At 64.3% G+C, this 24444-nt stretch carries 22 protein-coding genes; 18 read left to right on the forward strand and 4 right to left on the reverse strand.

The features are described from left to right. Positions 1 to 148: 148 nt before the first annotated feature. The 14 genes from AB7290_RS19450 to AB7290_RS19515 all read left to right on the forward strand — a co-directional run bounded on the left by AB7290_RS19450 (position 149) and on the right by AB7290_RS19515 (position 14794). Positions 149 to 700, forward strand: a complete 552-nt coding sequence (locus AB7290_RS19450; RefSeq protein ID WP_028149601.1) for an NADPH-dependent FMN reductase — start codon at positions 149 to 151, stop codon at positions 698 to 700. A gap of 172 nt (positions 701 to 872) precedes the next feature. After that, a complete protein-coding gene (locus AB7290_RS19455) occupies positions 873 to 1190 on the forward strand; it encodes an FtsB family cell division protein (protein WP_028149600.1) in 318 nt (105 codons plus the stop codon). 216 nt (positions 1191 to 1406) lie between these two features. Further along, on the forward strand, positions 1407 to 2366 hold the full coding sequence (locus AB7290_RS19460) for a GAF domain-containing protein (protein ID WP_085404614.1): 960 nt from the start codon (positions 1407 to 1409) through the stop codon (positions 2364 to 2366). A 309-nt stretch (positions 2367 to 2675) separates the two neighbouring features. Continuing rightward, entirely contained in the window at positions 2676 to 4193 is a 1518-nt protein-coding gene (gene adh, locus AB7290_RS19465) for an aldehyde dehydrogenase (protein WP_354116183.1), read from the forward strand. Positions 4194 to 4399: 206 nt separating this feature from the next. After that, positions 4400 to 5752: a glycerophosphodiester phosphodiesterase family protein gene (locus tag AB7290_RS19470; RefSeq protein ID WP_085404616.1), complete on the forward strand. Its 1353-nt coding sequence runs from the start codon at positions 4400 to 4402 to the stop codon at positions 5750 to 5752. A 254-nt stretch (positions 5753 to 6006) separates the two neighbouring features. Further along, entirely contained in the window at positions 6007 to 7029 is a 1023-nt protein-coding gene (gene pdhA / locus AB7290_RS19475; RefSeq protein ID WP_085404617.1) for a pyruvate dehydrogenase (acetyl-transferring) E1 component subunit alpha, read from the forward strand. 29 nt (positions 7030 to 7058) lie between these two features. Then, a complete protein-coding gene (locus AB7290_RS19480; protein WP_085404618.1) occupies positions 7059 to 8459 on the forward strand; it encodes a pyruvate dehydrogenase complex E1 component subunit beta in 1401 nt (466 codons plus the stop codon). A 3-nt stretch (positions 8460 to 8462) separates the two neighbouring features. Then, complete coding sequence (locus AB7290_RS19485) at positions 8463 to 8765, forward strand: DUF5076 domain-containing protein (protein ID WP_028149595.1); 303 nt, start codon at positions 8463 to 8465, stop codon at positions 8763 to 8765. 2 nt (positions 8766 to 8767) lie between these two features. After that, complete coding sequence (locus tag AB7290_RS19490; RefSeq protein WP_014495015.1) at positions 8768 to 9220, forward strand: nucleoside deaminase; 453 nt, start codon at positions 8768 to 8770, stop codon at positions 9218 to 9220. 57 nt (positions 9221 to 9277) lie between these two features. After that, complete coding sequence (locus AB7290_RS19495; RefSeq protein WP_085404619.1) at positions 9278 to 10633, forward strand: pyruvate dehydrogenase complex dihydrolipoamide acetyltransferase; 1356 nt, start codon at positions 9278 to 9280, stop codon at positions 10631 to 10633. Between the two features lie 8 nt (positions 10634 to 10641). Further along, positions 10642 to 10875 carry a hypothetical protein gene (locus AB7290_RS19500; RefSeq protein ID WP_085404620.1) on the forward strand — a complete coding sequence of 78 codons (234 nt, stop codon included), beginning with the start codon at positions 10642 to 10644 and terminating at the stop codon, positions 10873 to 10875. A gap of 17 nt (positions 10876 to 10892) precedes the next feature. After that, positions 10893 to 12314 carry a dihydrolipoyl dehydrogenase gene (lpdA, locus tag AB7290_RS19505; protein ID WP_014495018.1) on the forward strand — a complete coding sequence of 474 codons (1422 nt, stop codon included), beginning with the start codon at positions 10893 to 10895 and terminating at the stop codon, positions 12312 to 12314. Between the two features lie 142 nt (positions 12315 to 12456). Then, positions 12457 to 13698 carry a threonine synthase gene (locus AB7290_RS19510; RefSeq protein ID WP_085404621.1) on the forward strand — a complete coding sequence of 414 codons (1242 nt, stop codon included), beginning with the start codon at positions 12457 to 12459 and terminating at the stop codon, positions 13696 to 13698. A 124-nt stretch (positions 13699 to 13822) separates the two neighbouring features. After that, positions 13823 to 14794: a tripartite tricarboxylate transporter substrate binding protein BugD gene (locus AB7290_RS19515; protein ID WP_085404622.1), complete on the forward strand. Its 972-nt coding sequence runs from the start codon at positions 13823 to 13825 to the stop codon at positions 14792 to 14794. A 79-nt stretch (positions 14795 to 14873) separates the two neighbouring features. Here AB7290_RS19515 and AB7290_RS19520 read toward each other — a convergent pair whose 3' ends face one another. The 3 genes from AB7290_RS19520 to AB7290_RS19530 all read right to left on the reverse strand — a co-directional run bounded on the left by AB7290_RS19520 (position 14874) and on the right by AB7290_RS19530 (position 18448). Continuing rightward, on the reverse strand, positions 14874 to 15260 hold the full coding sequence (locus AB7290_RS19520) for a response regulator transcription factor (protein ID WP_085404623.1): 387 nt from the start codon (positions 15258 to 15260) through the stop codon (positions 14874 to 14876). An 87-nt stretch (positions 15261 to 15347) separates the two neighbouring features. Then, entirely contained in the window at positions 15348 to 16025 is a 678-nt protein-coding gene (locus AB7290_RS19525; protein WP_085404624.1) for a response regulator transcription factor, read from the reverse strand. Further along, positions 16022 to 18448 (reverse strand): PAS domain S-box protein, encoded by a 2427-nt coding sequence (locus AB7290_RS19530; RefSeq protein WP_085404625.1) that lies wholly within the window; start codon positions 18446 to 18448, stop codon positions 16022 to 16024. The genes AB7290_RS19525 and AB7290_RS19530 overlap by 4 nt, the downstream gene beginning before the upstream one ends. A 701-nt stretch (positions 18449 to 19149) precedes the next feature. Between AB7290_RS19530 and AB7290_RS19535 the strand changes: the two genes are divergently transcribed. The 3 genes from AB7290_RS19535 to AB7290_RS19545 are packed head-to-tail and all read left to right on the forward strand — an operon-like array spanning position 19150 to position 20104. Then, a complete protein-coding gene (locus AB7290_RS19535) occupies positions 19150 to 19548 on the forward strand; it encodes a hypothetical protein (RefSeq protein ID WP_245344248.1) in 399 nt (132 codons plus the stop codon). After that, the gene (locus tag AB7290_RS19540; RefSeq protein ID WP_084795121.1) at positions 19545 to 19733 is read left to right on the forward strand and encodes a hypothetical protein; all 189 of its coding nucleotides are present in this window, start codon (positions 19545 to 19547) and stop codon (positions 19731 to 19733) included. Before AB7290_RS19535 ends, AB7290_RS19540 begins: the two co-directional genes overlap by 4 nt. Before the next feature lie 8 nt (positions 19734 to 19741). Continuing rightward, a complete protein-coding gene (locus tag AB7290_RS19545) occupies positions 19742 to 20104 on the forward strand; it encodes a hypothetical protein (protein WP_245344249.1) in 363 nt (120 codons plus the stop codon). A gap of 90 nt (positions 20105 to 20194) precedes the next feature. Here AB7290_RS19545 and AB7290_RS19550 read toward each other — a convergent pair whose 3' ends face one another. After that, positions 20195 to 22381, reverse strand: coding sequence for a lytic transglycosylase domain-containing protein (locus AB7290_RS19550; protein WP_085404626.1), 2187 nt, complete (start codon positions 22379 to 22381; stop codon positions 20195 to 20197). Positions 22382 to 22707: 326 nt separating this feature from the next. Between AB7290_RS19550 and AB7290_RS19555 the strand changes: the two genes are divergently transcribed. Then, on the forward strand, positions 22708 to 24444 hold the full coding sequence (locus AB7290_RS19555) for an adenylate/guanylate cyclase domain-containing protein (protein ID WP_085404627.1): 1737 nt from the start codon (positions 22708 to 22710) through the stop codon (positions 24442 to 24444).

A 24444-nucleotide genomic window follows, 5' to 3' on the forward strand; every position in this document is an offset into this window, starting at 1 on the left:
CGGCCTGATTGTTTTTGGATCGTAGCGACCATCTGCTTTCGAGAAACTCAGCGTTTCCAAACAGGACCGGTTCATGCACTTGCATCCATCGACCCGGATCGCTTAAGTGCCGCCCCGGAACTTCCGCTCAAGCCCCCAAGGACAATCCATGGCCTACAACATCGTCGTGATCGCCGGCAGCCTGCGCAAGGACAGCTTTTCGCTGAAGATCGCCAATGCGATCGCAAAGCTCGCGCCGGCCTCGCTCAAGCTCGAGGTCGTCACGCTGGCAGGCATTTCGTTCTTCAACCAGGACCTGGAGGGCGCGCCGCCTGCGGACTGGCTGGCCTTCCGCGAAAAGCTGCAGAAGTCGGACGGCGTCATTTTCGTCACCCCCGAATACAACCGCGCCATCCCGGGTGTGCTGAAGAACGCCATCGACGTTGCTTCGCGCCCCTATGGCAAGAGCTCGTTCAACGGCAAGCCGGTCGGCATCATCTCGAACTCGCCGGGCCCGCTCGGCGGCGTCAGCGCCGCCAAGACGCTGCAGAACATCCTGCCGGGCATTGCCGGCCCGATCCTGCAGCAGCCGGAGATCTATCTGAACGCGGTCGGCGATGCCTTCGATGCGGAGGGGAACCTGACCAAGGAATCTCTGAAGCCCGTCCTCCAGGCCTATATCGACGCGTTTGCTGCGCACGTGGCCAAACACCACGGCTGACGTCTTTCTTCGTCATGGCCGGGCTTGTCCCGGCCATCCACGTCTTGGCTCGTGGTGACGAAGAACGTGGATGCCCGGCACAAGGCCGGGCATGACGTCTGAGGGTAGGAATTGGAACGCGAAGGGGGAGGCGATTAGCACTCCCTTAACCAACCTGCCGCATCTTCCCAAGATGGTCTCCCGCGCGCGCCTGAAATCGATCCTGACCGGCCTTGCCCTCTATGCGATGGCGGCCGCTATCGTCGGCTATTTCGGCGTCAACGCCTACACCGGCAAATACGGTCTCAACGCCCGCCAGGAGCTCGACCAGGAGATCATCGCGCTGACGAGTGAGCTGGCCCAGCTCAAGCGCGAGCGCGCGAAGAGCGAGCAGCGCGTGTCGCTGCTGCGGACGTCGCGGATCGATCCTGACATGCTGGACGAGCGGGCGCGCTATCAGCTCGACTATGTCAATCCGCACGATCTCGTTCGGATGATCCCGGCGAAGTAGCGCTTTCCGCTGCATTCGAAACCGGCATCGAAAGCCGCTGCCGAAATTCGACAACCGTGTAGCAATTCTACCGAAAGTCTTAGGCTTGGAACCGGGCTGCCGCCTTGACGGCAACGCAGCAACGGCCCCATGGCTTCTGCCGCCGTCTGCCTGAGTTGACGCAGATCAACCGGGCCATGCCGGCGCAGCCTAGACTGCCACCCGGAGGAAACAGTGATGAATGGGCCAATGTCCCGGCATCACGCGGCCCGCGTCGAGGCCGCCATTGCGTCAGGCCAGGCCGCGCGCTCCGCGCTGGTGGCCTCATGGCGCCGTTCGTCCCGATTGCATCATCTCGATCCCGCCGGTCGCAGCGCGCCGATGCGGCTGAGCGATGTCGAGTTGCGGCAGGCGCGCGAGCGCGTCGCGCCGCTGCTCGCCGCCGCGCAAGGCGCGATGGACCGGCTCTATCAGGCGGTCGGCGCGAGCGGCTGCTGCGTGCTGCTCGCCGACGGCGCGGGCGTGCCGGTCGACCGCCGCGGCACAGCGGTGGACGATGCGACGTTCCAATCCTGGGGCCTGTGGACCGGCGCGCTCTGGAGCGAGGAGCATGAAGGCACCAACGGCATCGGCACCTGCGTCGTCGAGCAGCGCCCGCTGACGATCGACCGCGACCAGCATTTCTTCACCCGCAACACGCTTCTGAGCTGCACCGCCGTTCCGATCTACGACCACGAGGCGGCGTTTGCGGGCGTGCTCGACGTCTCCTCCTGCCGCGCCGACCGGACCGATGCGTTTTCCAATCTGATCGCGCTCGCGGCAGGTGAGGCGGCGAGGCGCATCGAAGCTGATCTGTTTCGCCGCGCCTTCGCCCATGCCCGCATCGTGCTGACGCAAGGCGCGGACGGCCAGGCCGGCGGCCTGGTCGCGGTCGATGCGGATGATCTCGTGATCGGCGCGACCCGGTCCGCGCGGGTGGGACTCGGGATTGCGCCCGGCCGTCCCTTGCAGCCGGTGCCCGCGGCTGACCTCCTCGGCGGCGATACCGCGCATGACCATCTTGCGGGCGGCCAGCGCGCGGTGTTGCAGCGGGCGCTGCTGCGCGCGGACGGCAATGTTTCGGCCGCCGCCAAGGCCCTCGGCATCAGCCGCGCCACGCTGCACAGGAAGCTCAAGCGGTTCGAGCTGAAGCACTGAGCTGCGGCTCTATTTTTCTTCCGCGCCCACCAACTCAACCCTCATGGTGAGGAGGCCGCGAAGCGGCCGTCTCGAACCATGCAGGCCTGGCTGTGCCCGCGGCCATCCTTCGAGACGCGCGCAAGAGCGCGCTCCTCAGGATGAGGGCTGAGTGTGTGGGGGCAGCTGCGTCACCTGTCGCAGAACTGCGACAGGTCGGGCCGGCCATCGCTCACGCCCGGGCTGACAGGAAAACGCTCCCGCGACATCGTCGGCGCAAGTCGTGAACACGCGACGAATTGCGCAAACAGCAAACATCGGGAGTGATCAATGAACAAGGTGGAATTCCTCGGCGTCACCCAGGTTCCGTTCGCCGAACGCTATGACAATTTCATCGGCGGCAAATTCGTCGCGCCAATCTCCGGCAAGTACTTTGACAACGCCTCGCCGGTGAACGGCCAGATCGTCTGCAAGATCGCGCGTTCCGATGCGCAGGACGTCGAGGCCGCCCTCGATGCGGCGCACGCCGCCAAGGGCGCCTGGGGACGCACCAGCGTCGCCGAGCGCGCCGCGATCCTGAACCGGATCGCCGACCGGATGGAAGAGAATCTGGAGCGCCTTGCGGTTGCCGAGACCTGGGACAATGGTAAGCCGATCCGCGAGACCCGCGCCGCCGACCTGCCACTCGCGATCGATCATTTCCGCTATTTCGCCGGCGTGGTGCGTGCGCAGGAAGGCTCGATCGGCGAGATCGACCACGACACCATCGCCTATCATTTCCACGAGCCGCTCGGCGTGGTCGGCCAGATCATCCCCTGGAACTTCCCGCTGCTGATGGCCTGCTGGAAGCTCGCGCCGGCGCTCGCCGCCGGCAATTGCGTCGTGCTCAAGCCCGCCGAGCAGACCCCGGCCTCGATCATGGTCTGGGCCGAGATCATCGGCGATCTCCTGCCGCCCGGCGTCCTCAACATCGTCAACGGCTTTGGCCTCGAAGCCGGCAAGCCGCTCGCGTCCAGCCCGCGGATCGCGAAAATCGCCTTCACCGGCGAGACCACGACGGGCCGGCTGATCATGCAATATGCCAGCCAGAACCTGATCCCGGTCACGCTGGAGCTCGGCGGCAAGTCGCCGAACATCTTCTTCAACGACGTCACCGCCGAGGACGACGACTTCTTCGACAAGGCGATCGAAGGTTTTGTGATGTTTGCGCTGAACCAGGGCGAGGTCTGCACCAGTCCGAGCCGGGCGATTGTCCACGCCGACATCTACGACCGCTTCATGGAGCGGGCGCTGAAGCGCGTCGCCGCGATCAAGCAGGGCGACCCGCGTGCGGCCGACACCATGATCGGCGCGCAGGCATCTAGCGAGCAGCTCGCCAAGATCCTCTCCTATATCGACATCGGCAAGCAGGAGGGCGCCAAGGTGCTGGCCGGCGGCGGTCGTGCCGAGCTCGGCGGCGATCTTTCCGGCGGCTTCTACGTCCAGCCGACGGTGTTCGAGGGCCACAACAAGATGCGAATCTTCCAGGAGGAGATCTTTGGTCCCGTCGTCTCGGTCACGACCTTCAAGACCGATGACGAAGCGCTCGCGATCGCCAACGACACGCTCTATGGCCTGGGAGCCGGCGTCTGGAGTCGCGATGCCAACCGCTGCTACCGCTTCGGCCGGGCCATCCAGGCCGGCCGGGTCTGGACCAACTGCTACCATGCGTATCCTGCGCATGCCGCGTTCGGCGGCTACAAGCAGTCGGGCGTCGGTCGCGAGACCCACAAGATGATGCTCGATCACTACCAGCAGACCAAGAATCTCCTGGTCAGCTACAGCCCGAAGAAGCTTGGCTTCTTCTGATCGGGCAAGATCTGATTGGGCAAGATCTGATCGGGCAGGAGAGGGCGGCGCAACCTTGCGCCGCCCTCTCCGTCGTCATCCGTCTGTCAGAGTCTTGAGCCAAGACGACAGCGCCGACCGTATTCGGTTCGGCGCCCGTGGCATTCGAAGCGATGCCGGGCAAAGACGGAGGCTTGGTGATGCGGAACAGTCGTTCAGGACGGACAATGAGTGTCGCAGCGATGCTGTTCGGCGCGGCGGTGCTGCCGCTGTCGATGGCCTTTGCACAGTCCGGCCCGGCGCCAACTGGCGCCAAGCCCTTCCTGACCGTCGATGGAAAGGCGCCACTGGTCCTTGGACACCGCGGCCTGCCTGGCTTGGTACCCGAAGAGACCGAGGCGTCGTACGACCTCGCCGCGGCGCTCGGGACCGATGCGCTCGAAGAGGATTTGCACCTGACCAAGGATTGCGTTCTGGTCGTGCGTCATAATCCCTGGCTGAGCGACAACACCAACATTGCCGAGGTGGCGAAGACCAATGCGGCCGTCGCCGCCCGCAAGCGCACCGTGCCCGGTGTGCGCGTCAAGGCCCCGTCGGCCACCGGCGTGCCTGCCGACTACCTGACGGATCTCAGCGACCCGGCCGATCCCAAATCGGTGCTGAAGTCGCTGATCGTCGACGGCGAGGATCATACCAACGATTGGTCGATCAGCGACTTCACCATGGCCGAGCTGAAGCAATGGATCGGCGGCACCACCTATGACGCGGCCAACGAGCGGCCGAAAGTCTTCAACGGCAAGCTCCCGATCATCAGCTTCCAGGACGTCATCGACATCGCCAAGGTCAAGAGCAAGGAGACCGGGCGGTCCATCCTCGTCTATCCCGAAACCAAGAACCCGACCTGGAACAATGCCCAGGCGATCGCCAATGGCTGCGGCGCGGCCGGCAGCCGTCCGCTCGAGGAGGCCCTGATCAAGATCATCGGGGATAACGGCCTCAACACCAAGGACGCTCCCATCCTGGTCCAGAGCTTCGAACCCGGCAGCCTGAAATATATGCGCAGCCACGGCCTTCAGACGCGGCAGGTCCAACTCGTCGACGGCAACGGAATCGACTTCAAAACCGGCAAGGTTCTCCTCAACAACATCACGAATTCGCGCCCGTTCGACTGGACGGTTGCGGGCGATGCGCGCTTGTACGATGCGATGCTGACGCCCGAGGGGCTTGCCGAGATCAAGACCTATGCCGAGGGCATCGGTCCGTGGAAGGCCTATATCGTTCCGCTCAAGATCGCGCCGTGGAAGGACAGCAACGCCGATGGCACGCCCTACAAGGGATCGACGCCGGAGGCTTCGACGCAGGACGCGACCAGCCTTGTCGCGGACGCGCACAAGCTCGGTCTTTTCGTCCATGTCTTCACGTTTCGGAACGAGAAGAAGTATCTTGCCGCCGACTATCGCGGCGACCCGAGCCTTGAATATCTCAAATTCTACCGGCTCGGCGTCGATGGGGTCTTCAGCGACTTCACGCATACCGGCGTTGCCGCCCGTGCGGCGTATTTGCGCGAGTTGGGCTGGTAAAGCCGGCACGGCGAATCGGACGCGCGTGGGATTTCGGATACAAAACAGCGCGTCCGATTTCTCTGCGTTGGCTGCTCACGTTCCCTCCGCTGACCGGTGAGCTAAAGTTGCCCGATCGGCGCCAAAGGTTTTGCAAAGTTTCGGTCACGTTGCAGTGCGGCATAATGAAAGTCGCGCCATGCCGCCGCGGTCCTTTCCAAGGGCGTTTGACTTGGGTTAGAGAGGGCTGAAGTTTTCTCTGACCCGGAATTCCCATGGCCGCACCCAAGAAAGCCGCCGCAAGCACTCCACAGGACAAGACCGAAGGCGGTTCGCCCCCGGAATTCACCAGAGAGCAGGAGCTCAAAGCGCTCCGCGACATGCTCCTGATCCGGCGGTTCGAGGAAAAGGCCGGCCAGCTCTACGGCATGGGCGCGATCGGCGGCTTCTGCCACCTCTATATCGGCCAGGAGGCCGTGGTGGTCGGCATGCAGATGGCCCTGAAGCAGGGCGATCAGGTCATCACCGGCTATCGCGATCACGGTCATATGCTTGCCACCGGCATGGAGGCCAACGGCGTCATGGCCGAGCTCACTGGCCGGCGCGGCGGCTATTCCAAGGGCAAGGGCGGCTCCATGCACATGTTCAGCAAGGAGAAGCACTTCTACGGCGGCCACGGCATCGTCGGCGCCCAGGTCTCGCTCGGCACGGGTCTGGCCTTCGCCAACCACTATCGTGGTAACGACAATGTCAGCGTCACCTATTTCGGCGACGGCGCGGCCAACCAGGGCCAGGTCTATGAGAGCTTCAACATGGCGGAGCTCTGGAAGCTGCCGGTGATCTACGTCATCGAGAACAACCGCTACGCCATGGGCACCTCGGTGTCGCGCGCTTCAGCGCAGCAGGATTTCTCCAAGCGCGGCGCGTCCTTCAATATCCCCGGCATGCAGGTCGACGGCATGGACGTCCGCGCCGTGAAGGCCGCGGGCGAGGAGGCGGCGGCCTGGTGCCGCGCCGGCAAGGGCCCCTTCATCCTGGAGATGCAGACCTACCGCTATCGCGGCCACTCGATGTCCGACCCCGCAAAGTACAGAACGCGCGAAGAGGTCGAAAAAGTCCGCCACGACCAGGACCCGATCGAGCAGGTGCGCAACCGCCTGCTCGCGGCCAAGGTGAGCGAGGCCGATCTCAAGGCGATCGACGCCGAGGTCCGCGACATCGTCAATGCGTCCGCCGACTTCGCCCAGCATGATCCCGAGCCGGATGCCGCCGAGCTCTGGACCGACATTTATCGCTGAACGCGCGCAAGCTTTCTTTTGGAGTCGATATGCCAATTCAAGTGCTGATGCCCGCGTTGTCGCCCACGATGGAGAAGGGCAACCTTGCCAAGTGGCTGAAGAAAGAGGGCGAGACCATCAAGTCCGGCGACGTCATCGCCGAGATCGAGACCGACAAGGCGACCATGGAGGTCGAGGCGACCGATGAAGGTACGCTCGGCAAGATCCTGATCCCCGAGGGCACCGCCGACGTTGCCGTCAACACGCCGATCGCGACCATCCTCGCCGATGGCGAGACGGCTGCCGATCTCGCCAAGGCGCCGGCCGCGCCCGCGCCGAGCGTCGCGCAGGAAGTCGCCGAATCTCGCTCGCCAGTCGGCGAAGGCAAGCCGATGATCTCGGCGCCGAAGGCTGCGGCTGCCCCTCAGGTCGTTGCCGAGCCCGATCCGGAAGTGCCCGCCGGCACCGCGATGGTGACGCAGACCATCCGCGAAGCGTTGCGCGACGCCATGGCCGAAGAAATGCGCCGCGACGCCGACGTCTTCGTGATGGGCGAGGAAGTCGCTGAATATCAGGGCGCCTACAAAGTGACGCAGGGCCTGCTCCAGGAGTTCGGCGCCAAGCGCGTCATCGACACGCCGATCACCGAGCACGGCTTTGCCGGCATCGGCGTCGGTGCTGCCATGACCGGGCTGAAGCCGATCGTCGAGTTCATGACCTTCAACTTCGCCATGCAGGCGATCGACCAGATCATCAACTCAGCGGCCAAGACGCTCTACATGTCCGGCGGCCAGATGGGCTGCTCGATCGTGTTCCGCGGGCCCAACGGCGCCGCCGCGCGTGTCGCCGCCCAGCACAGCCAGGACTACTCGTCCTGGTATTCCAACGTCCCGGGTCTCAAGGTGGTCGCGCCGTTCTCCGCAGCGGACTACAAGGGCCTGCTCAAGGCTGCGATCCGCGATCCCAATCCGGTGATCTTCCTCGAGAACGAGGTGCTTTACGGTCACACCGGCGAAGTGCCGAAGCTCGATGACTTCGTGATCCCGATCGGCAAGGCGCGCATCGTGCGTTCGGGCGGCCACGTCACCATCATCTCCTGGTCGAACGGCATGACCTATGCGCTGAAAGCCGCCGACGAACTTGCCAAGGACGGTATCGAGGCCGAGGTGATCGACCTGCGCACGCTGCGGCCGATGGATACCGAGACCATCGTCAACTCGGTCAAGAAGACCGGCCGTGCGGTCACGGTGGAAGAGGGCTGGGCCCAGAGCGGCGTCGGCGCCGAGATCGCCGCGCGCATCATGGAGAACGCCTTCGACTATCTGGATGCGCCGGTCGCGCGCGTCTCCGGCAAGGACGTGCCGATGCCCTATGCCGCGAACCTGGAGAAGCTCGCGCTGCCGTCGGCAGCCGAAGTGGTCGAGGCCGCCAAAGCCGTCTGCTACAGGTAGATCATGGCGGGCCCGAAGGAGCAGCCATTGCCACCCGACGTCCTCGCCCGCGACGATGCGGTCGAGATCCTGCGCGTATTCGTGCTGGACGGCGGGCTGTCGATGGCGTTCCAGCGCGCCTTCGAGGAGCCCGACATGTGGGGCCTCCTGCTCGTCGATCTCGCCCGTCACGCGGCGCGCGCCTATGCGCGCGAGAGCGAATACACCGAGGAAGACGCGCTGAGCCGGATCCTCGAGATGTTCCAGGCGGAGATTGAACGGCCAACCGATACGGGCACGACGACACCGCGCGGGAAGGGGCACTGATCGTGGCGATCGAAGCCCATCATTTCGATTTCATGCTGGAGGCGATCCGTGAGGCGGAGGCCTCGATCGCACAGGGCGGCCTGCCGATCGGCGCCGTGCTGACGCGCGGCAATGAGATCATCGCCCGCGGCCACAACAACCGTGTGCAGGAAAAGAACGTCATTCTCCACGGCGAGATGAGCTGCCTGCGCGAGGCCGGCGTGATCTCGTTCCACGACACCGTCATGTACACCACGCTGTCGCCATGCTCGATGTGCGCCGGCGCACTCGCTCTGTTCAAGGTGAAGCTGGTGGTGATCGGAGAATCCGTCACCTTCCCGGGCTCCAAGGACATCCTCGACAAGTTCGGCATCCCCTGGATCGACCTTGCCGACGACCGCTCCATCACCATGATGAAGAATTGGCGTTCCATCCCTGCCAACGAGCGCCTGTGGCAGGGCGACATCGGCAACTAAACCTGGTCGTCTTCGCTGTCGGAGACGACGTATTGCAAAGTTCTTCTTGAGGTCAGCATGCCCATCAACATCCTGATGCCCGCTCTCTCGCCGACAATGGAGAAGGGCAACCTCGCCAAGTGGCTGAAGAAGGAAGGCGACAAGGTCAAATCCGGCGATGTCATCGCCGAGATCGAGACCGACAAGGCGACCATGGAGGTCGAGGCGATCGACGAAGGCACGATCGCCAAGATCCTCGTGCCCGAGGGCACGCAGGACGTCCCGGTCAACGACGTGATCGCGGTGCTCGCCGGCGAGGGCGAGGACGTGAAGGCGGCTGGTGCCGCCAAGCCCAGCGCCTCGGCCGCACCTCCGAAAGCTGCTGAAGCGCCCGCCGCCGCGCCGGCTCCCGCAGCTGCGCCTGCCGCGCCCAAGGCGCCGCCGCCGCCTGCCGCTGCACCGGCGCCGCAGGCCGCAGTTCCAGCCGCGCAGAGCAACGGCCATGGCGGCCGCGTGTTCTCATCGCCGCTGGCGCGCCGTCTCGCCAAGGATGCAGGCATCGACGTGTCGATGGTGACGGGCACCGGCCCGCACGGCCGCGTGGTCGCGCGCGACGTCGAGCAGGCCAAGTCCGGCAAGGGCCTGAAGGCGCCTGCCGCTGCGCCGTCCGGGGCGCCCTCGATCGCGCCGACCATGTCGGACAAGCAGATCCTGTCGCTGTTCGAGCCCGGCTCCTACGAGATCGTGCCGCATGACGGCATGCGCCGCACGATCGCACAGCGCCTGACCGCGTCGATCCAGAACGTCCCGCACTTCTACCTCACCATCGACTGCGACATCGGCAAGCTGCTCGCCGCGCGCGAGGAGATCAATGCGGCTGCTCCCAAGGACAAGGAGAAGAAGCCGCTCTACAAGATCTCGGTCAACGACTTCGTGATCAAGGCGATGGCCGTTGCGCTCCAGAGAATCCCGAACTGCAACGTCAGCTGGACCGAAAGCGGCATGGTCAAGCACCACCATTCCGACGTCGGTGTTGCCGTGGCGATGCCCGGCGGCCTGATCACGCCGATCATCCGCAAGGCGGAGACCAAGACGCTCTCCACCATCTCCAACGAGATGAAGGATTTTGCCGCGCGCGCCCGCTCGCGCAAGCTGAAGCCCGAGGAATACCAGGGCGGCACCACCGCGGTCTCCAACCTCGGCATGTTCGGCATCAGCCACTTCACCGCCGTGATCAACCCGCCGCATGCAACCATTCTCGCGGTCGGCACCAGCGAGGAGCGGCCGGTCGTCCGCGGCGGCAAGATCGAGATCGCGCACATGATGAGCGTGACCTTGTCCTGCGATCACCGCGCCATCGACGGCGCGCTCGGCGCCGAGCTGATCGGCGCGTTCAAGCAGCTGATCGAAAATCCCGTCATGATGATGGTCTGAGATGGCGCATGAGGACGCGCTGGCCCTGGATCTCGATGCTGGTCTCGCTGATCCTCACGCTCAGCCCGCTCGGCCGCGACATCGTTGACTCCGCCTTCTTCGCCGGCGAGGCGCTGTCGCGCAACATATGGGCGCCGATCGCGCTCACCATCTTCGCCGTCATGGCGGCCGCCATTCTCTCGGAATGGCTGATCAGAAGCTACATCCGCAATCGCCGCGCCCGCGGCGCAACGACCGCTTGAGTTGAACGGGAGCCGCCATGGCCGATACATCCTTCGACGTAATCATCATCGGCTCCGGCCCCGGCGGCTATGTCACCGCGATCCGCGCCGCCCAGCTCGGCTTCAAGGTCGCGATCGTCGAGAAGTCCTATCTCGGCGGCATCTGCCTGAACTGGGGCTGCATCCCGACCAAGGCGCTGCTGCGCTCCGCCGAGATCTACCACTACATGCAGCACGCCAAGGATTACGGCCTGTCGGCGGAGAAGGTCTCGTTCGACCCGAAGGCCGTGGTGCAGCGTTCGCGCGGCGTCTCGAAGCGGCTGAACGACGGCGTCGGCTTCTTGATGAAGAAGAACAAGGTGAGCGTGATCTGGGGCGCGGCCTCGATCGACGCGCCCGGCAAGGTCACCGTGAAGAAGTCCGACGTCGAGGGCCCGAAGGGTGCGCTGGGCGAGGGGAGCTACCAAGCCAAGCATATCATCATTGCGACCGGCGCGCGGCCGCGCGTGCTGCCGGGGCTCGAGCCCGACAAGAAGCTGATCTGGACCTATTTTGAAGCGATGGTGCCGGAGAAAATGCCGAAGTCGCTGCTGGTCGTCGGCTCAGGCGCGATCGGCATCGAGTTCGCCTCGTTCTTCCACACCATGGGCTCCGAGGTCACCGTGGTCGAGGTGCTGCCGCAGATACTGCCCGTCGAGGACGCCGAGATCGCCGGCCTGGCCCGCAAGCGTCTGGAGAAGCAGGGCATCAAGATCATGTCCTCGACCAAGGTCACGAAGCTGGAGAAGAAGGCCGACAGCGTCGTCGCCACCATCGACGACGGCAAGGGCAAGCCCGTCACCACCGAGTTCGAGCGCGTGATCTCGGCGGTCGGCGTCGTCGGTAATATCGAGAATCTCGGCCTGGAAAAGCTCGGCGTGAAGACCGACCGGGGCTGTATCGTCATCGATGGCTACGGCAAGACCAACGTCCCCGGCATCTACGCCATCGGCGACGTCGCCGGTCCCCCGATGCTGGCGCACAAGGCCGAGCATGAAGGCGTGATCTGCGTCGAGGCCATCAAGGGCCTGCATCCGCATCCCATGGACAAGAACCTGATCCCGGGCTGCACCTATTGCCAGCCGCAGGTCGCCTCCGTCGGCCTCACCGAAGCCAAGGCGAAGGAAAGCGGCCGAGAGATCCGCGTCGGCCGTTTCCCGTTCGTCGGCAACGGCAAGGCGATTGCGCTGGGCGAGGATCAGGGCCTGGTTAAGGTGATCTTCGACAAGAAGACCGGTCAGCTCCTCGGCGCCCACATGGTCGGTGCTGAAGTCACCGAGCTGATCCAGGGCTACGTCGTCGCGATGAACCTGGAGACGACCGAAGAAGAGCTGATGCACACGGTGTTCCCGCATCCGACCCTGTCGGAGATGATGAAGGAAGCCGTGCTCGATGCGTATGGAAGGGTTTTGAATATTTGATGGGCGCCATCGCCGCCCGCCGCCGTCATTGCGAGCGCGGCGAAGCAATCCAGGCGGCCTCTGCGGAAAGATTCTGGATTGCTTCGCTGTGCTCGTAATGACGAGCAGAGAGCCGTTTGCAAAATAAGAAGGAAACCAACCCATGCACGACAACGACAATCTCACCATCGAACGCCCGACCTTCGTCACTCATCTCGAATGCGCGATGGAAGGCGATCATTACGCTGCCGACCAGGTCCACAATCTCTCCAAGGCCGGCAAGCCGCTTTTGGTGCGCTACGACCTCGCGGGCGTGAAGAAGGCGCTGACCAAGGATGCGCTTGCCCAGCGTCCTGGCGACATGTGGCGCTACCGCGAGCTCTTGCCCGTGCGCAAATGCAAGGACATCGTCTCGCTCGGCGAGGTCACCACGCCGCTGATCCGGCTGCCGAAGCTCGGCGCCAGGCTCGGCGGCGGCGAGATCATCGTCAAGGACGAGGGACGCCTGCCGACCGGCTCGTTCAAGGCGCGCGGCCTCGTGATGGCGGTGTCGATGGGCAAGGCGCTCGGCATCAAGCACATGGCGATGCCGACCAACGGCAATGCCGGCGCGGCGCTCGCGGCCTACGCGACCTCCTGCGGCATCAAGACCACGATCTTCTGCCCGGCCGACACGCCCGAGGTGAACGTGAGCGAGATCGAGCTTCAGGGCGCGACCGTCTATCGCGTCAACGGCTATATCGACGATTGCGGCAAGATCGTCGGCGAAGGCAAGGCAAAAGTCGGCTGGTTTGACACGTCCACGCTGAAGGAGCCGTACCGCATCGAGGGCAAGAAGACGATGGGCCTGGAACTCGCCGAGCAGCTCGGCTGGGACGTGCCCGACGTGATCTTCTACCCGACCGGCGGCGGCACGGGCCTGATCGGCATGTGGAAGGCTTTCGACGAGCTGGAGAAAATCGGGTTCATCGGCTCCAAGCGCCCGCGCATGGTCGCGGTGCAGGCGTCGGGCTGCGCGCCGATGGTGCGGGCCTATGACGCCGGCACAGAGCATGCGACGCGCTGGGAGGACGCCCACACGATTGCGTCGGGCATCCGTGTGCCGCAGGCGATCGGCGACTTCCTGATCCTGCGCGCCGTGCGTCAGAGCAAGGGTTTTGCCATCGCGGTCGACGATGACAAGATCTCGTCGGCGCTCAATGAGGTCGCGCGCGAGGAGGGGCTCTTGCTGTGCCCCGAGGGGGCTGCAACCTACGCCGCCTACAAGGACAGCCTCGCCGATGGCCGCGTCGGCAAGACGGACCGCGTGATGTTGTTCAATTGCGCGACCGGCCTGAAATACCCGCTGCCGCCGGTCACCCGCACGCTCGATCGCCACAAGCCGATCGACTACACGCAGTTCTAAGCAAGATCAGGCAGCCGGAGCGCGATGGTCGCGCTCCGGCGCGTCATTTCGCCTCTTCACGAACGATCCCTCTTCCCGTACGCGGGAGTGCAACAATAAAAATGACATCGCTGGGGAGAAGACAATGAAGAAGGCCATCTGGGCCGGGCTGATCGGTATTCTCGCTGTGACCGGCGCCGCGCGCGCCGACGACTATCCCTCGCATCCCATCACCGTCATCGTTCCCTTCGCCGCCGGCGGCCCGTCGGATGCGATGGCGCGCGTGCTCGCCGAGCGCATGCGGGTGACGCTCGGCCAGCCGCTGGTGATCGAGAATGTCACCGGCGCGGGCGGCTCGATCGGCGTCGGTCGCGCCGTGCAATCGGCGCCGGACGGCTACACCATCTCCTTCGGCCATCTCGGCACCCATGTTGCCAACGGCGCCGTCTACAAGCTCAAATACGACCTCGTTGCCGATCTCGAGCCGGTTGTGCTGCTGCCGAGCAATCCGATGATCGTGGTGAGCAAGAACGCGGTGCCCGCGACCTCGCTGAAGGAGCTCATCGAGTGGCTGAAGTCGCGGCCGTCGCCGCCGACCGCCGGCACCGCCGGCGCGGGCTCCGGCAGCCACATCGCCGGTGTCTATTTCGAGAGCGTCAGCGGCATCAAGCTGCAATACGTGCCTTATCGCGGCACGGCGCCCGCGCTGAACGATCTCATCGCCGGCCAGATCGACGTCATCATCGATCAGACCTCCAACTCCATCAACCAGGTCCGCGCCGGTACGATCCGCGCCTATGCCATCACCGACGACAAGCGGCTCTCGTCGGCGCCGGACATTCCGACGGCCGCCGAGGCGGGGCTGAAAGGCTTCAACATGACGTTGTGGTCGGGCCTGTGGGTGCCGAAGGGCACACCGAAGGAGATCGTCACCAAGCTCAATGCGGCCGCCGTGGAAGCGCTGAACGATCCCGCCGTGAAGAAGCAGCTCGAAAGCCAGGGCCTCGAGATGACGCCCAAGGATCAGCTCACGCCCGAAGCGCTCGGCGCGCGCCAGAAGGCGGAAATCGCAAAATGGTGGCCGATTATCAAGGCCGCCGACATCAAGGTGGATTGAGGCGGATTGCCTCTTCGGATGCGGCCACAACGTCAAGTGGCCGCACCCTGTGGAACAATCGGGTTCACGCGGCGCCGCGTTACGTCTTGGCTTCGCTGTGCTTCGACAGGGCCGTCTCCAGGCAATTCATCAGAGCCGGCGTGGAAAACGGCTTCGCGAGAAAGCAGATGGCGCCAGCTTTCAGTGCGCGGTCGCGCACGGCATCGTCGGGAAAGGCGGTCATGAAGATAAACGGCGTGCGGTGACCAAGGCCGCGCATATGCATCAGGAGATCAACGCCGCTCATGACCGACATCTGCACATCCGCGATCACGCAGGACGTCGTCCTCAGTTCGGCCGACTGGAGAAATTCGAGAGCGGAGCCAAAGATGTAGACGGTGTATCCCCGCGACGTCAGCAGATTGTTGGTCGCAAGGCGGACGGATGGATCATCGTCAATGACGGAAATGACCGAAGGGACTGACAAGATGATCGCTCCTGATCGGGGAGCGGCCGCGCGCGGCGCAGCCGCCCATCGGAAAATGGGCCCCCGGAGCGACCTTGGAAAGCATACTTAGGTTTGCACCTTTCCCCCCGGGCGTGGAATTCCGAGCACCTCGGTCATTCTGACGAGATCGGCCAATGACTTCGCACCCATTTTCCGCATGATCTGCCCGCGATAGATCTTGACGGTAATCTCAGCCAATCCAAGCTCGGCAGCGACTTGCTTGTTCATCAGGCCGGACGCAACCAGGGCGAGAATGTCGCGTTGACGCGGCGTCAGGCCTTCGAAGCGAGTCCGCACGCTCGACACCGACTTCTCGGCATCGCGCCGCTTGCGATCGCGTTCGATCGCAGCCTGGACCGCGTCCAGCATGTCCTGGTCGCGCACCGGCTTGGTCAGAAAATCGATGGCGCCACTCTTCATGGCCCGGACGGTCATGGGGATATCGCCATGACCGGTGATGAAGATGATAGGCGTGCGAATGTCGGCCTTCACGAGGTCCGCCTGGAGGTCGAAGCCGCTCGAGCCGGGCAGGCGGATGTCGAGCACGAGGCAACTGGGGACCACCGGCGGCTTGGCTTCCATGACCTCCGCCGCCGAGCCGAAGGCCTCCACCCTGAGGCCGACCGATTGGAAGAGATTGGTGAGCGCACGCCGCATCGACGGATCGTCATCGACGATCAGGACGATCGGATCATCGGCCCCCGCCTGTGCCTGCGCCTGCGTTGGCTTGGCGTGGTCGGTCACGACGCGGCCTCGTGTGGGAAGGGCAGGGCAATCTGGAATGTTGCACCGCTCCCCTCATTTGGGAATGCCGAAAGCCGGCCCGCGTGAGCCTCGATGATCGATCGGCAGATCGATAGTCCCATCCCCAGGCCGCTCGACTTTGTGGTGAAGAACGGCATGAACATGCGGTCTGTCACGTCGCTGTCAAGGCCGAGACCGCGATCCGTCACGGTAAGAAGCAGGTGCTCGTCGCCGTCTCGACTGGAGCGAATTGCCAGCTCGCGCGGGAGCTCGACATTGGCTTGCATGGCTTCGATCCCGTTCATGACGAGGTTGATCAGCACCTGCTGGAGCTGGATCCGATCGCCGCAAATGTTGGGCAGGCCCGACGACAACTCCATCCGCACCGACACGGCATGGGTAGCGAGCTCGCGCCGAACGAGGGCCATCACCTCCCTCACGACCTGATTGATGTCGACTGGGACCATCTCGATTTCGGTCTTTTTCGCGAGCGCCCGGATCCGGCGGATCACCTCGCTGGCCCGATTGGCGTCCTCGACGATCCATTCGACGGAACGGCGCGCAGCATCGAGATCGGCCGGGTCGCGGCCGAGCCAACCGATGCAGGCGTCGGCATTGGAAATGACGGCGGCGAGCGGCTGATTGATTTCGTGGGCAATCGAGGCGGTGAGCTCGCCGAGCGTCGTGATGCGCGTGACATGCGCGAGCTCGGCTTGCGCTTTGCGCAGGGCATCTTCGGCCTGCTCGGTGCGGATTGCCGCCGTCACATCGCTGCTGACGCCACGATAGCCGAGGAAGTTACCATTCTCGTCATGGAAGGGCTTGCCGCTGGTGCGCACGTAAATCTGAGATCCGTTGCGATCCCTGCTGCGGTAAACCAGGTCGCGGAACGGAAGGTGGGCATCGAGCGCCGCGCGATGCTGCTCCCACTTCTCGGGCTCGAACTCGGCATCGGGCGGAATGTCCCAACGGGTCAGCCCGATCAAGCCCGTCGGCACCGGACTGGCCGTGTCGGCGTGTTCCGATATCCGGGTGATGCGGTGATCCGGCCCGGTCTCCCAAAACCAGTCCGATGCGGTTTCGGCATAGTCGCGGAAGCGCTGCTCGGATTGCTTGAGCTCGTCAAAGGCCTTTTGCAGTGCTTCTTTTGCGGCGAACTGCTCGGTGACGTCCACGTGCGTGCCGATGATTTCCATCACATCGCCATCGCCGCCTTTGACAGGATGTCCCTCCGTATGGACACGTCGTATCGAACCGTCCGGACGTGCAATCCGAAAGTCGATTTCGAAGGGCTCCCCTTGGTGGATTGCGCGACGTTCCACGTCGGCAATTCGTCGAAAGTCATCGGCGAGAATCCGTTGCTGGAAAGCCCGCGCCGGGACATCGATCTGGTCCGGCTCAAATCCGAACAGGCGGTAGAGTTCAGCCGATCGGTAGGCAAACTCCTGACGACGCACGTCCCAGGCCCAGCTGCTTGTATGGCTGAGGCGCTGGGCTTCGGCCAGATAGGCCTCACTCCGGCGCAGCCTCTTCTCTGTTTCCTTTGCAATCGTGACATCGGTGACAGCGCCGGCGAACTCGATGCGCCCGGATGCACGTCTCACCGCGCGTGCCACGGAATGGAGATATTTGATGGATCCATCCGGCATCAACAGGCGATATTCATGGTCGAAATCCTCCGCCTCGCGGAAAGCTCGATCAAGGGTCTTGCGGACCGCATCGCGGTCCTCCGGATGGATGCGCTGAAACACGAAGCCCAGGTTCGGCTGCATGGCCGGGTCACATTGGAAAATGCGAAACGTTTCCCTCGACCAGAAGATCTCGTCGGTCGTGGGGCTCAAGCCGAAGCTGCCGGTGCGGCTCAGTTCCTGAGCCTGGGCGAGGTAGGCCTCGCTCTGCCGCAGCGCATCCTCCGCCTCCTTGCGCTGGGTGATGTTTTCGCAGGCGACCAGCACGACCGGCGTGCCGTCGCCGCGCAGCATCGCCTTGGCGTTTTCACGGACCCAGAGAACCGAGCCGTCTTTGCGGATCTTGCGAATCTCCCAGGTGTGCGACTGGTCCACGGTTTCCAGGCACAACCCTACGCATTGACGGACGAAGTCGCGGTCTTCCTCGAAAAAGACGTTCAGCACGGATTGGCCGGTCAACTCGGTCGCCGTGTAACCCAATTGTGCGGCGCCAAACGTGTTCACGTTGAGCACCGTCCCGGCCGGATCGACCATGAAATACATGACCGGATTATGCTCGAACACCTCGCGCCACTGCTTCACGGCGTCGCGTAGATCGACGATGTCCTGTCGCGAGTCATCACCGACCGCGGAACTGTCCTTCTCGCCGGTGCCGAAAGATCGAAGCGCCGCGAGGCCGCCGAGCAGCAATTGTGCGGCCGAATTACCAAATTTCGCGATTTGGCCAGGCATCATCGCGGGCGTCCCGGCTCGCAGGGGTCGAAGCAAGTAGAGCACTTTGCAATCAGGGGAGCAATTCCCTCCGACCAAAGTAGACTCCGCGCCGAAACTCGCGGCAGCCGTGCAGCCTGCCGGCCTTGCGCCGTCTCGTTGCGAAGGTGCGGCGAAGGCCCGGAAAACTACGGGACAAACCTACGTATAGCTCGCGCATCCCAAGTCATAGCGCACATTTACCTCCGTACAATTGAGTCGTCCGTTGCATGCGGATTAGTCTCACAACCATCGAAGGGACGCGATGTGCAAGGCCACAAGCCGGCGATTAGCTCGATGTGCTGCCGATAGCTCCGCGTCCATTGCCCGACTTGCCGCACGATTGGCTGGTCGCGATTGAGAGGCCGCATTTCACTAACGAGCGTGGATGGCCGGGCGTCAGCGTACGCGCGAAGCCACGACCATGAGAGCCGGGAGGAGAGCATGATGTGCGATACGCCTGAACACTCCGAGCGTGGCCCTGCCGTAAAAGCTTGCGCTGTCTGTAGCGGCAAGTTTGGCCTGATCCGATATTATTCGTGGCGAGCGCCGCTGTGCTCCAGAAAATGTCTCGATCGCTTCAGGGCGCGCCGCGAACGCGACCGCCGATGGTTGTTTCGATTTCAGGCGGCATGAGGATTAGCCCTTCGATCGGCTCCATTCGGCAATTCTGAACCGGAGGCTGCGTGCTGAACGTTGCTTGCAAGCTCCTCTTGATGATCGCGCTGCCGCTTCCGTTGGTAACGGGAGTGAAGGCCGACGAGCTCGGACAGGATGGTGCACATCGTCATCATCCGCTCCAGGATCAGCTCCTGCACGAGAAGTTCTATTCCAGCTGGCACATGCCCGATAATCCCGTGCTCAGCTGCTGCAACAGCGCGGATTGCTATCCGACCGAGGTGCGATACGTCGACGGCCGGATCTACGCGCGGCGCCGGGAGGACGGGAAGTACATCCTCATTCCATCCCAGAAGGTCGAGCGAAACAGGGACAATCCCGACGGTCGCAACCATCTTTGCGCGCCGCCGCCGTCAGCCTCTCTGGTCGACACGGTCTACTGCTTCGCGTTGGGAGGTGCCACGTGAGATTCATATTGGTGAACGGCCGGACCCCTTTCCGCAAGACGTTCTGTCTATGGTGCTGCGAGGAGATCAGCGGCGGTTATCTGCGCGACGCGAAGACGCTGCTGCCCTATTGCGGCTACGAGTGTTACGCGCTCCATCACGAAGCGGCGCCGTTGATCGAGAGGCGAGCGCAAGCGGCGTCTTGAGCTGACGGGTGGGCGAAGCGCATCGGCCGATGCGGCTGCTGGCAGGGGAGAACAGGACGTTGAAATTCATGCTCGTCAACCAGGACCAACCGCGCCATGGCGTCACCTGCAGCGCGTGCGCCCGGCCGCTGGGCTCGAGCTACGTCCGGCATGTGTCCACGCAACGGCAGTACTGCGAGTATGATTGCTACCGCCGGTATCAGCAGACGAGCATGGAAGCGCTCTGGCCTTACCGCAGTTCGCTCGAGATGGTCACGGTGTTAGCGGCCATTTCGAGCTGGAGCTGGATGATGCAATTCGGCGCGCTCTCGGGCGCGCTCACGGAAGCATTTCTGCGCGCGCACGAACCTTCTGACCACGGAAGGAGGTGACGGCTAGCCTATCGATGCGAGCCGCGCAGAGTCGGCTGCCGCAGTCACTGCATCCAGCTTCGCGCCGCGTCCAGCCCCGGCGTTGCGAAGCTAGGGCGCGGCGGCTGCGGCCGCTGCCGTGGGTGCCGCGCTGACTTCGTGCGTCGTGACGCGTTGCTCGGACTTCGCCGTGGCTGTGCCGCTGCCCTCGAACCGGGCGCGGTAGACCAGCACATTCTCCATCACGCGCTGGACGTAGTTGCGCGTCTCCGACAGCGGGATGCGCTCGACCCAGTCGACCGGATCGACCTTGGGGTCGCGCGGGTCGCCGCGCGCCTGCACCCATTCGCGCACCCGGCCGCGGCCGGCATTGTAGCCCGCGAAGGTCATGATCTGGTCGCCGCGATATTCCGACAGCAGCGCGCTGAGCTCGGCCGCGCCCATCTGCGTGTTGTAGACGGGATCGGACACCATCCTGTCCCAGTCATAGGTCAGGCCAAAGCGTCTTGCGGTATCGCGGCCCGCCTCCGGGGTCACCTGCATCAGCCCGACCGCGTTGGCGGCAGACTTGTCGCGCTGGTCGAACGAGCTTTCGGTGCGCGCCACCGAATAGATCACGCTGGTCTCGATTGCGGGCGCGACCTGCTTGTGCTCGGGAATGCCGATGGTCGGGAAGGCGTAATGGTCGAGCGCAAGCCCGCGCGCCAGCGCCGACTTGCCGACCTCCAGCATCACGCGCGCATCGTTGCGCCGGCCGGCGAGCTCGCCGAGCGCTTCCAGCGCTGCGACGTCGGTGCTCTCCTTGGCAAAATCCTCGGCGTAATAGAACACCATGTCGCGCTCGCCGATGCCGTAGAGCATCTCGGCGGCGCGGACGCGCTCGTCCGCGGGCTGCGTGTCGGCCGCGGCCAGCACGGGCGAGGGCGGGCGCAGCTCGATCCCGTCGACGCCGAGCCTGGCGCGTGCGAGCTGGCCGTAATAGGCGGTCGGATAGCGCGCCGCCGCCTGATAGCTCATGCGGGCATCCGCCGTCGCCCCCATCGCCTCGGCCGCGCGGCCGCGCCAGTAATGCGCACGCGACAGCGCGATCGGATTGGCCGAGCCTTCGTCGATCGCGGCGAAATGCACCATGGCCGCCTTGGGATCGTCGAGATAGCGCAGCGCGATCCAGCCGCACATGAAGTGGTAGTCGACGCGATAGACTTCCATCGCGGGCACCGCCGCCGCGCGCACCACGTCGTAGGCGGTCTTGAACTTGCCCTGGTCGAGCAGCTTTCGCGCGAGCAGGCGCCGCTCGCGCCACCAGGCATCGGTGTCCTGGGCCGCCATCGTGTCGGGTGCGGCCGCGAGGATCACCTCGGCGGCGTCGTCGATGCGGTCGTTCTGGAGATGCCACTGCGCGCGGCACAGGACATAGCCGAGATCGCGGCGCGCCTCGGTCGAGACGTCCTCGAGATAATCCTTGGCCTTGTTGGCCTTGCCGGTGACGGCCGAGCAGGCCTTGACGATCGCGAGCGCATCTTCGCCAAGCCGCTTGGCCGCGCGCCTTGCGGCGGCGTAGTCCTTGGCGCCGAGGCGCTTGTCCATGCGGGCGCGATGATCGTCAGCGGTCAGGAGATCGCGGAACGCCTCGTAGGAATCCTCCTCGCTGCGCTCGGACAATTCGTCCGTGCGCCAGGCCTCGCGCACCAGGCGCGTAGCCCTGTCATTGTCGCCTTCACTCAGGAGCACGCGGGCGAGCGCGAACTTGCCCTTGGCGCTGGTCGGCCGGTCCATCGTGAACTTGTGCACGGCCGCCGCGTCGCTCTTCTCCTGCCACAGCCGCGCTTCGGCGCGGCGGCGGAGCAGGGCGCTGCTCGGCCAGTCCGGATTGGCGGCGAGGAAGGCGGCGTAGCGCTTGAAAGGTGCCGTGCTCTCGGAATGGCGCAGCATGAACCAGTCGGCGAGCTTCTGTCCGGCCGGGTCGGCAATGCGGTCGCGCGCCGCGCTCGCATCGTCGGTCTTGCCCTTGCGCGCGAGATCGATGGCGTCCTTCAGCGCGGCGAGGTCGCCGGTGAGCGGCGGCGGCGCCGGCTTGTCCGAGGGCTCGTCGTCCTTCTTGGACTTGCGCTTGGCGTCGGCATGCTTGCCGTGGCGCGACTTCGCGGCAGCGTGACGCTGCTTGCCGCCGGCTTTCGTCTCATGCGTTTTCTTTGACGCCGACGATTTGTGACTGCTCTTCGCTGCCAGCTCGGCAGGAAGAAGGGCCAATGCGGCCACGGCAACGACACACGCGAGCGAGCGTAGGCACTGGTTCATTCGATGGTCCCCCTGCGAAACCACTACAAACCAAGGTCCGCGACGACATGCGGCTTGAGAATCAAAGACGACACCCAAAACGATGCCACGACATCGTTTCGCAGTCCTCACGCTCCTTCAACAATGCGGCAAAATACCGATGGGAACTCGGGAACTTCCGAAATGGCGGAAAGGGTGATGCCTTCAACCTTTGTTAACGAATAGGGCTCGCGCGACGGTTGCGCGCGGTTCAGGGCGCCGCGAAGGCCAGATTGCGCGTGTTCCCGCGTCCAAATCCGGTGTATTGAGTTCCCAACCGATCCTTTCAGCTCTTACCCCCACCGCTCATGCCACTTTTCAACCAGTCGATCAGGCGCAAGATCGTCGGGATCGCCCTCGGATTGATCGTCCTGATGCTGGTCACCGCGATTCTTTCGATGGTGATGTCGAGCCAGGTCGGTGTCCTGCTCGACGAGCTGACCGATCGCTACATTCCGGCCTACGGCCATCTGGCGCGCGCCAACATCCGCTCGCTGGAGCGCTCGGTGGCGCTGCGGCGGATGGTCATGATGAAGATGCAGGCCCCCTCGGAGGAGGAGGCCTATGCGGCGCGCCTGCGCGAATTCGAGGAGGCCGATCGGAAGATCGACGAGGAAGGCGAGGCCGCGCGCACGCACATCAACGCGATCATCGACGACAAGAGGACGCCTTCCGACAATGCCGGGCTGGCGCGGATCGAGACCCGCATCGAAACCGCTCTCACCGAGCTACGTCACGACATGAATGAGGACCACGCAAAACTCCTCAAGCAGGTCGAAGGCAAGCAGATGACGGAGGCGCGCGGGACCCTGGAGCATCTCGACACCATACGCGACCAGTTCAACCAGAAGATCGACGCGATCCGCGCCGACATGCTGAAGCAGGTCTTCGCCAGCACGGCGACAGTGATCGGTCGCCAGCGCCAGGCGATGATCATTTCGGGCATCGTCACCATCCTCGCGGCGGTGGTCGGATTTGCTTTCGCGCTCCTCGTCTCCAGTGGCATCACGCGACCGGTGCGGCTGTTGCTCGCCGGCACCCGCGAGGTCGAGGCGGGCCGCTTCGACAAGACCATCACGGTCTCGACCCAGGACGAGATCGGCGAACTCGCCGCCGCCTTCAATCGCATGATCGAGCAGCTGCGGCACAACGAGCGGATCCGTGAGACCTTTGGCCGCTATATCGATCCCAAGGTGGCGCAGGGGCTGATCGACCGCCCGGAGGTCGCCATCGACGGCCAGCGCCGGGTGATGACGATCATGTTCTCCGACATGAGCGGCTTCACCTCGATGAGCGAGGGCATGACCCCGCGCGGCCTCGTCAAGGTGATGAACCACTATTTCACGGTGATGTCCGCGCCGATCCGGAGCCATCGCGGCGTCATCGATAAATATATCGGCGATGCCATCATGGCCTATTGGGGCCCTCCCTTCATTGAGGAGGACGAGCCGGCGCTATTCGCCTGCTACGCCGCCATCGACATGGCCGATGAGGTGCCGGCGTTGCAGAAGCAATTGCCTGACCTGCTCGGCATCCGCGCCATGCCAGGCCCTTGCGATCTGCGCATCGGGATTGCCACCGGCGAGGTCCTGACCGGCAGCATCGGCTCCGAGCTGATGATGAGCTTCACCGTGATGGGCGATGCCGTGAACCTCGCTTCGCGGCTCGAACTGGTCAACAAGATCTACGGCACGCGGATCCTGATCGCGCAGGCGACGGCGGACGCGATCGGCTCGAACCTCGAGCTGCGCGAGATCGATCGTCTGGCGGTGGCCGGCCAAAGCGCAACGCAGGCCATTTTCGAGGTGATGAGCAAGGCGCACGGGCTCAGCGTCCCGCAGGAGAGCCTGCGCGCGCGCTACGCCGAAGGCCTCGCCGCCTACCGCGCGCAACGCTTCGACGAGGCTCGCGCCGCGTTCAATGCAGCGCTCGAAGCCGTGCCCGGCGACGGTCCCTCGCGCACGCTGCTCGGCCGCATCGCGCAGTTCGAGGCCAATCCGCCGGACGCAGCTTGGGATGGTGCCTGGCGGCTGGAGCAGAAATAG

This window comes from Bradyrhizobium sp. 613_E4_N2_2 (genome assembly GCF_052075995.1).
In the GTDB taxonomy this organism is placed as follows: domain Bacteria; phylum Pseudomonadota; class Alphaproteobacteria; order Rhizobiales; family Xanthobacteraceae; genus Bradyrhizobium; species Bradyrhizobium barranii.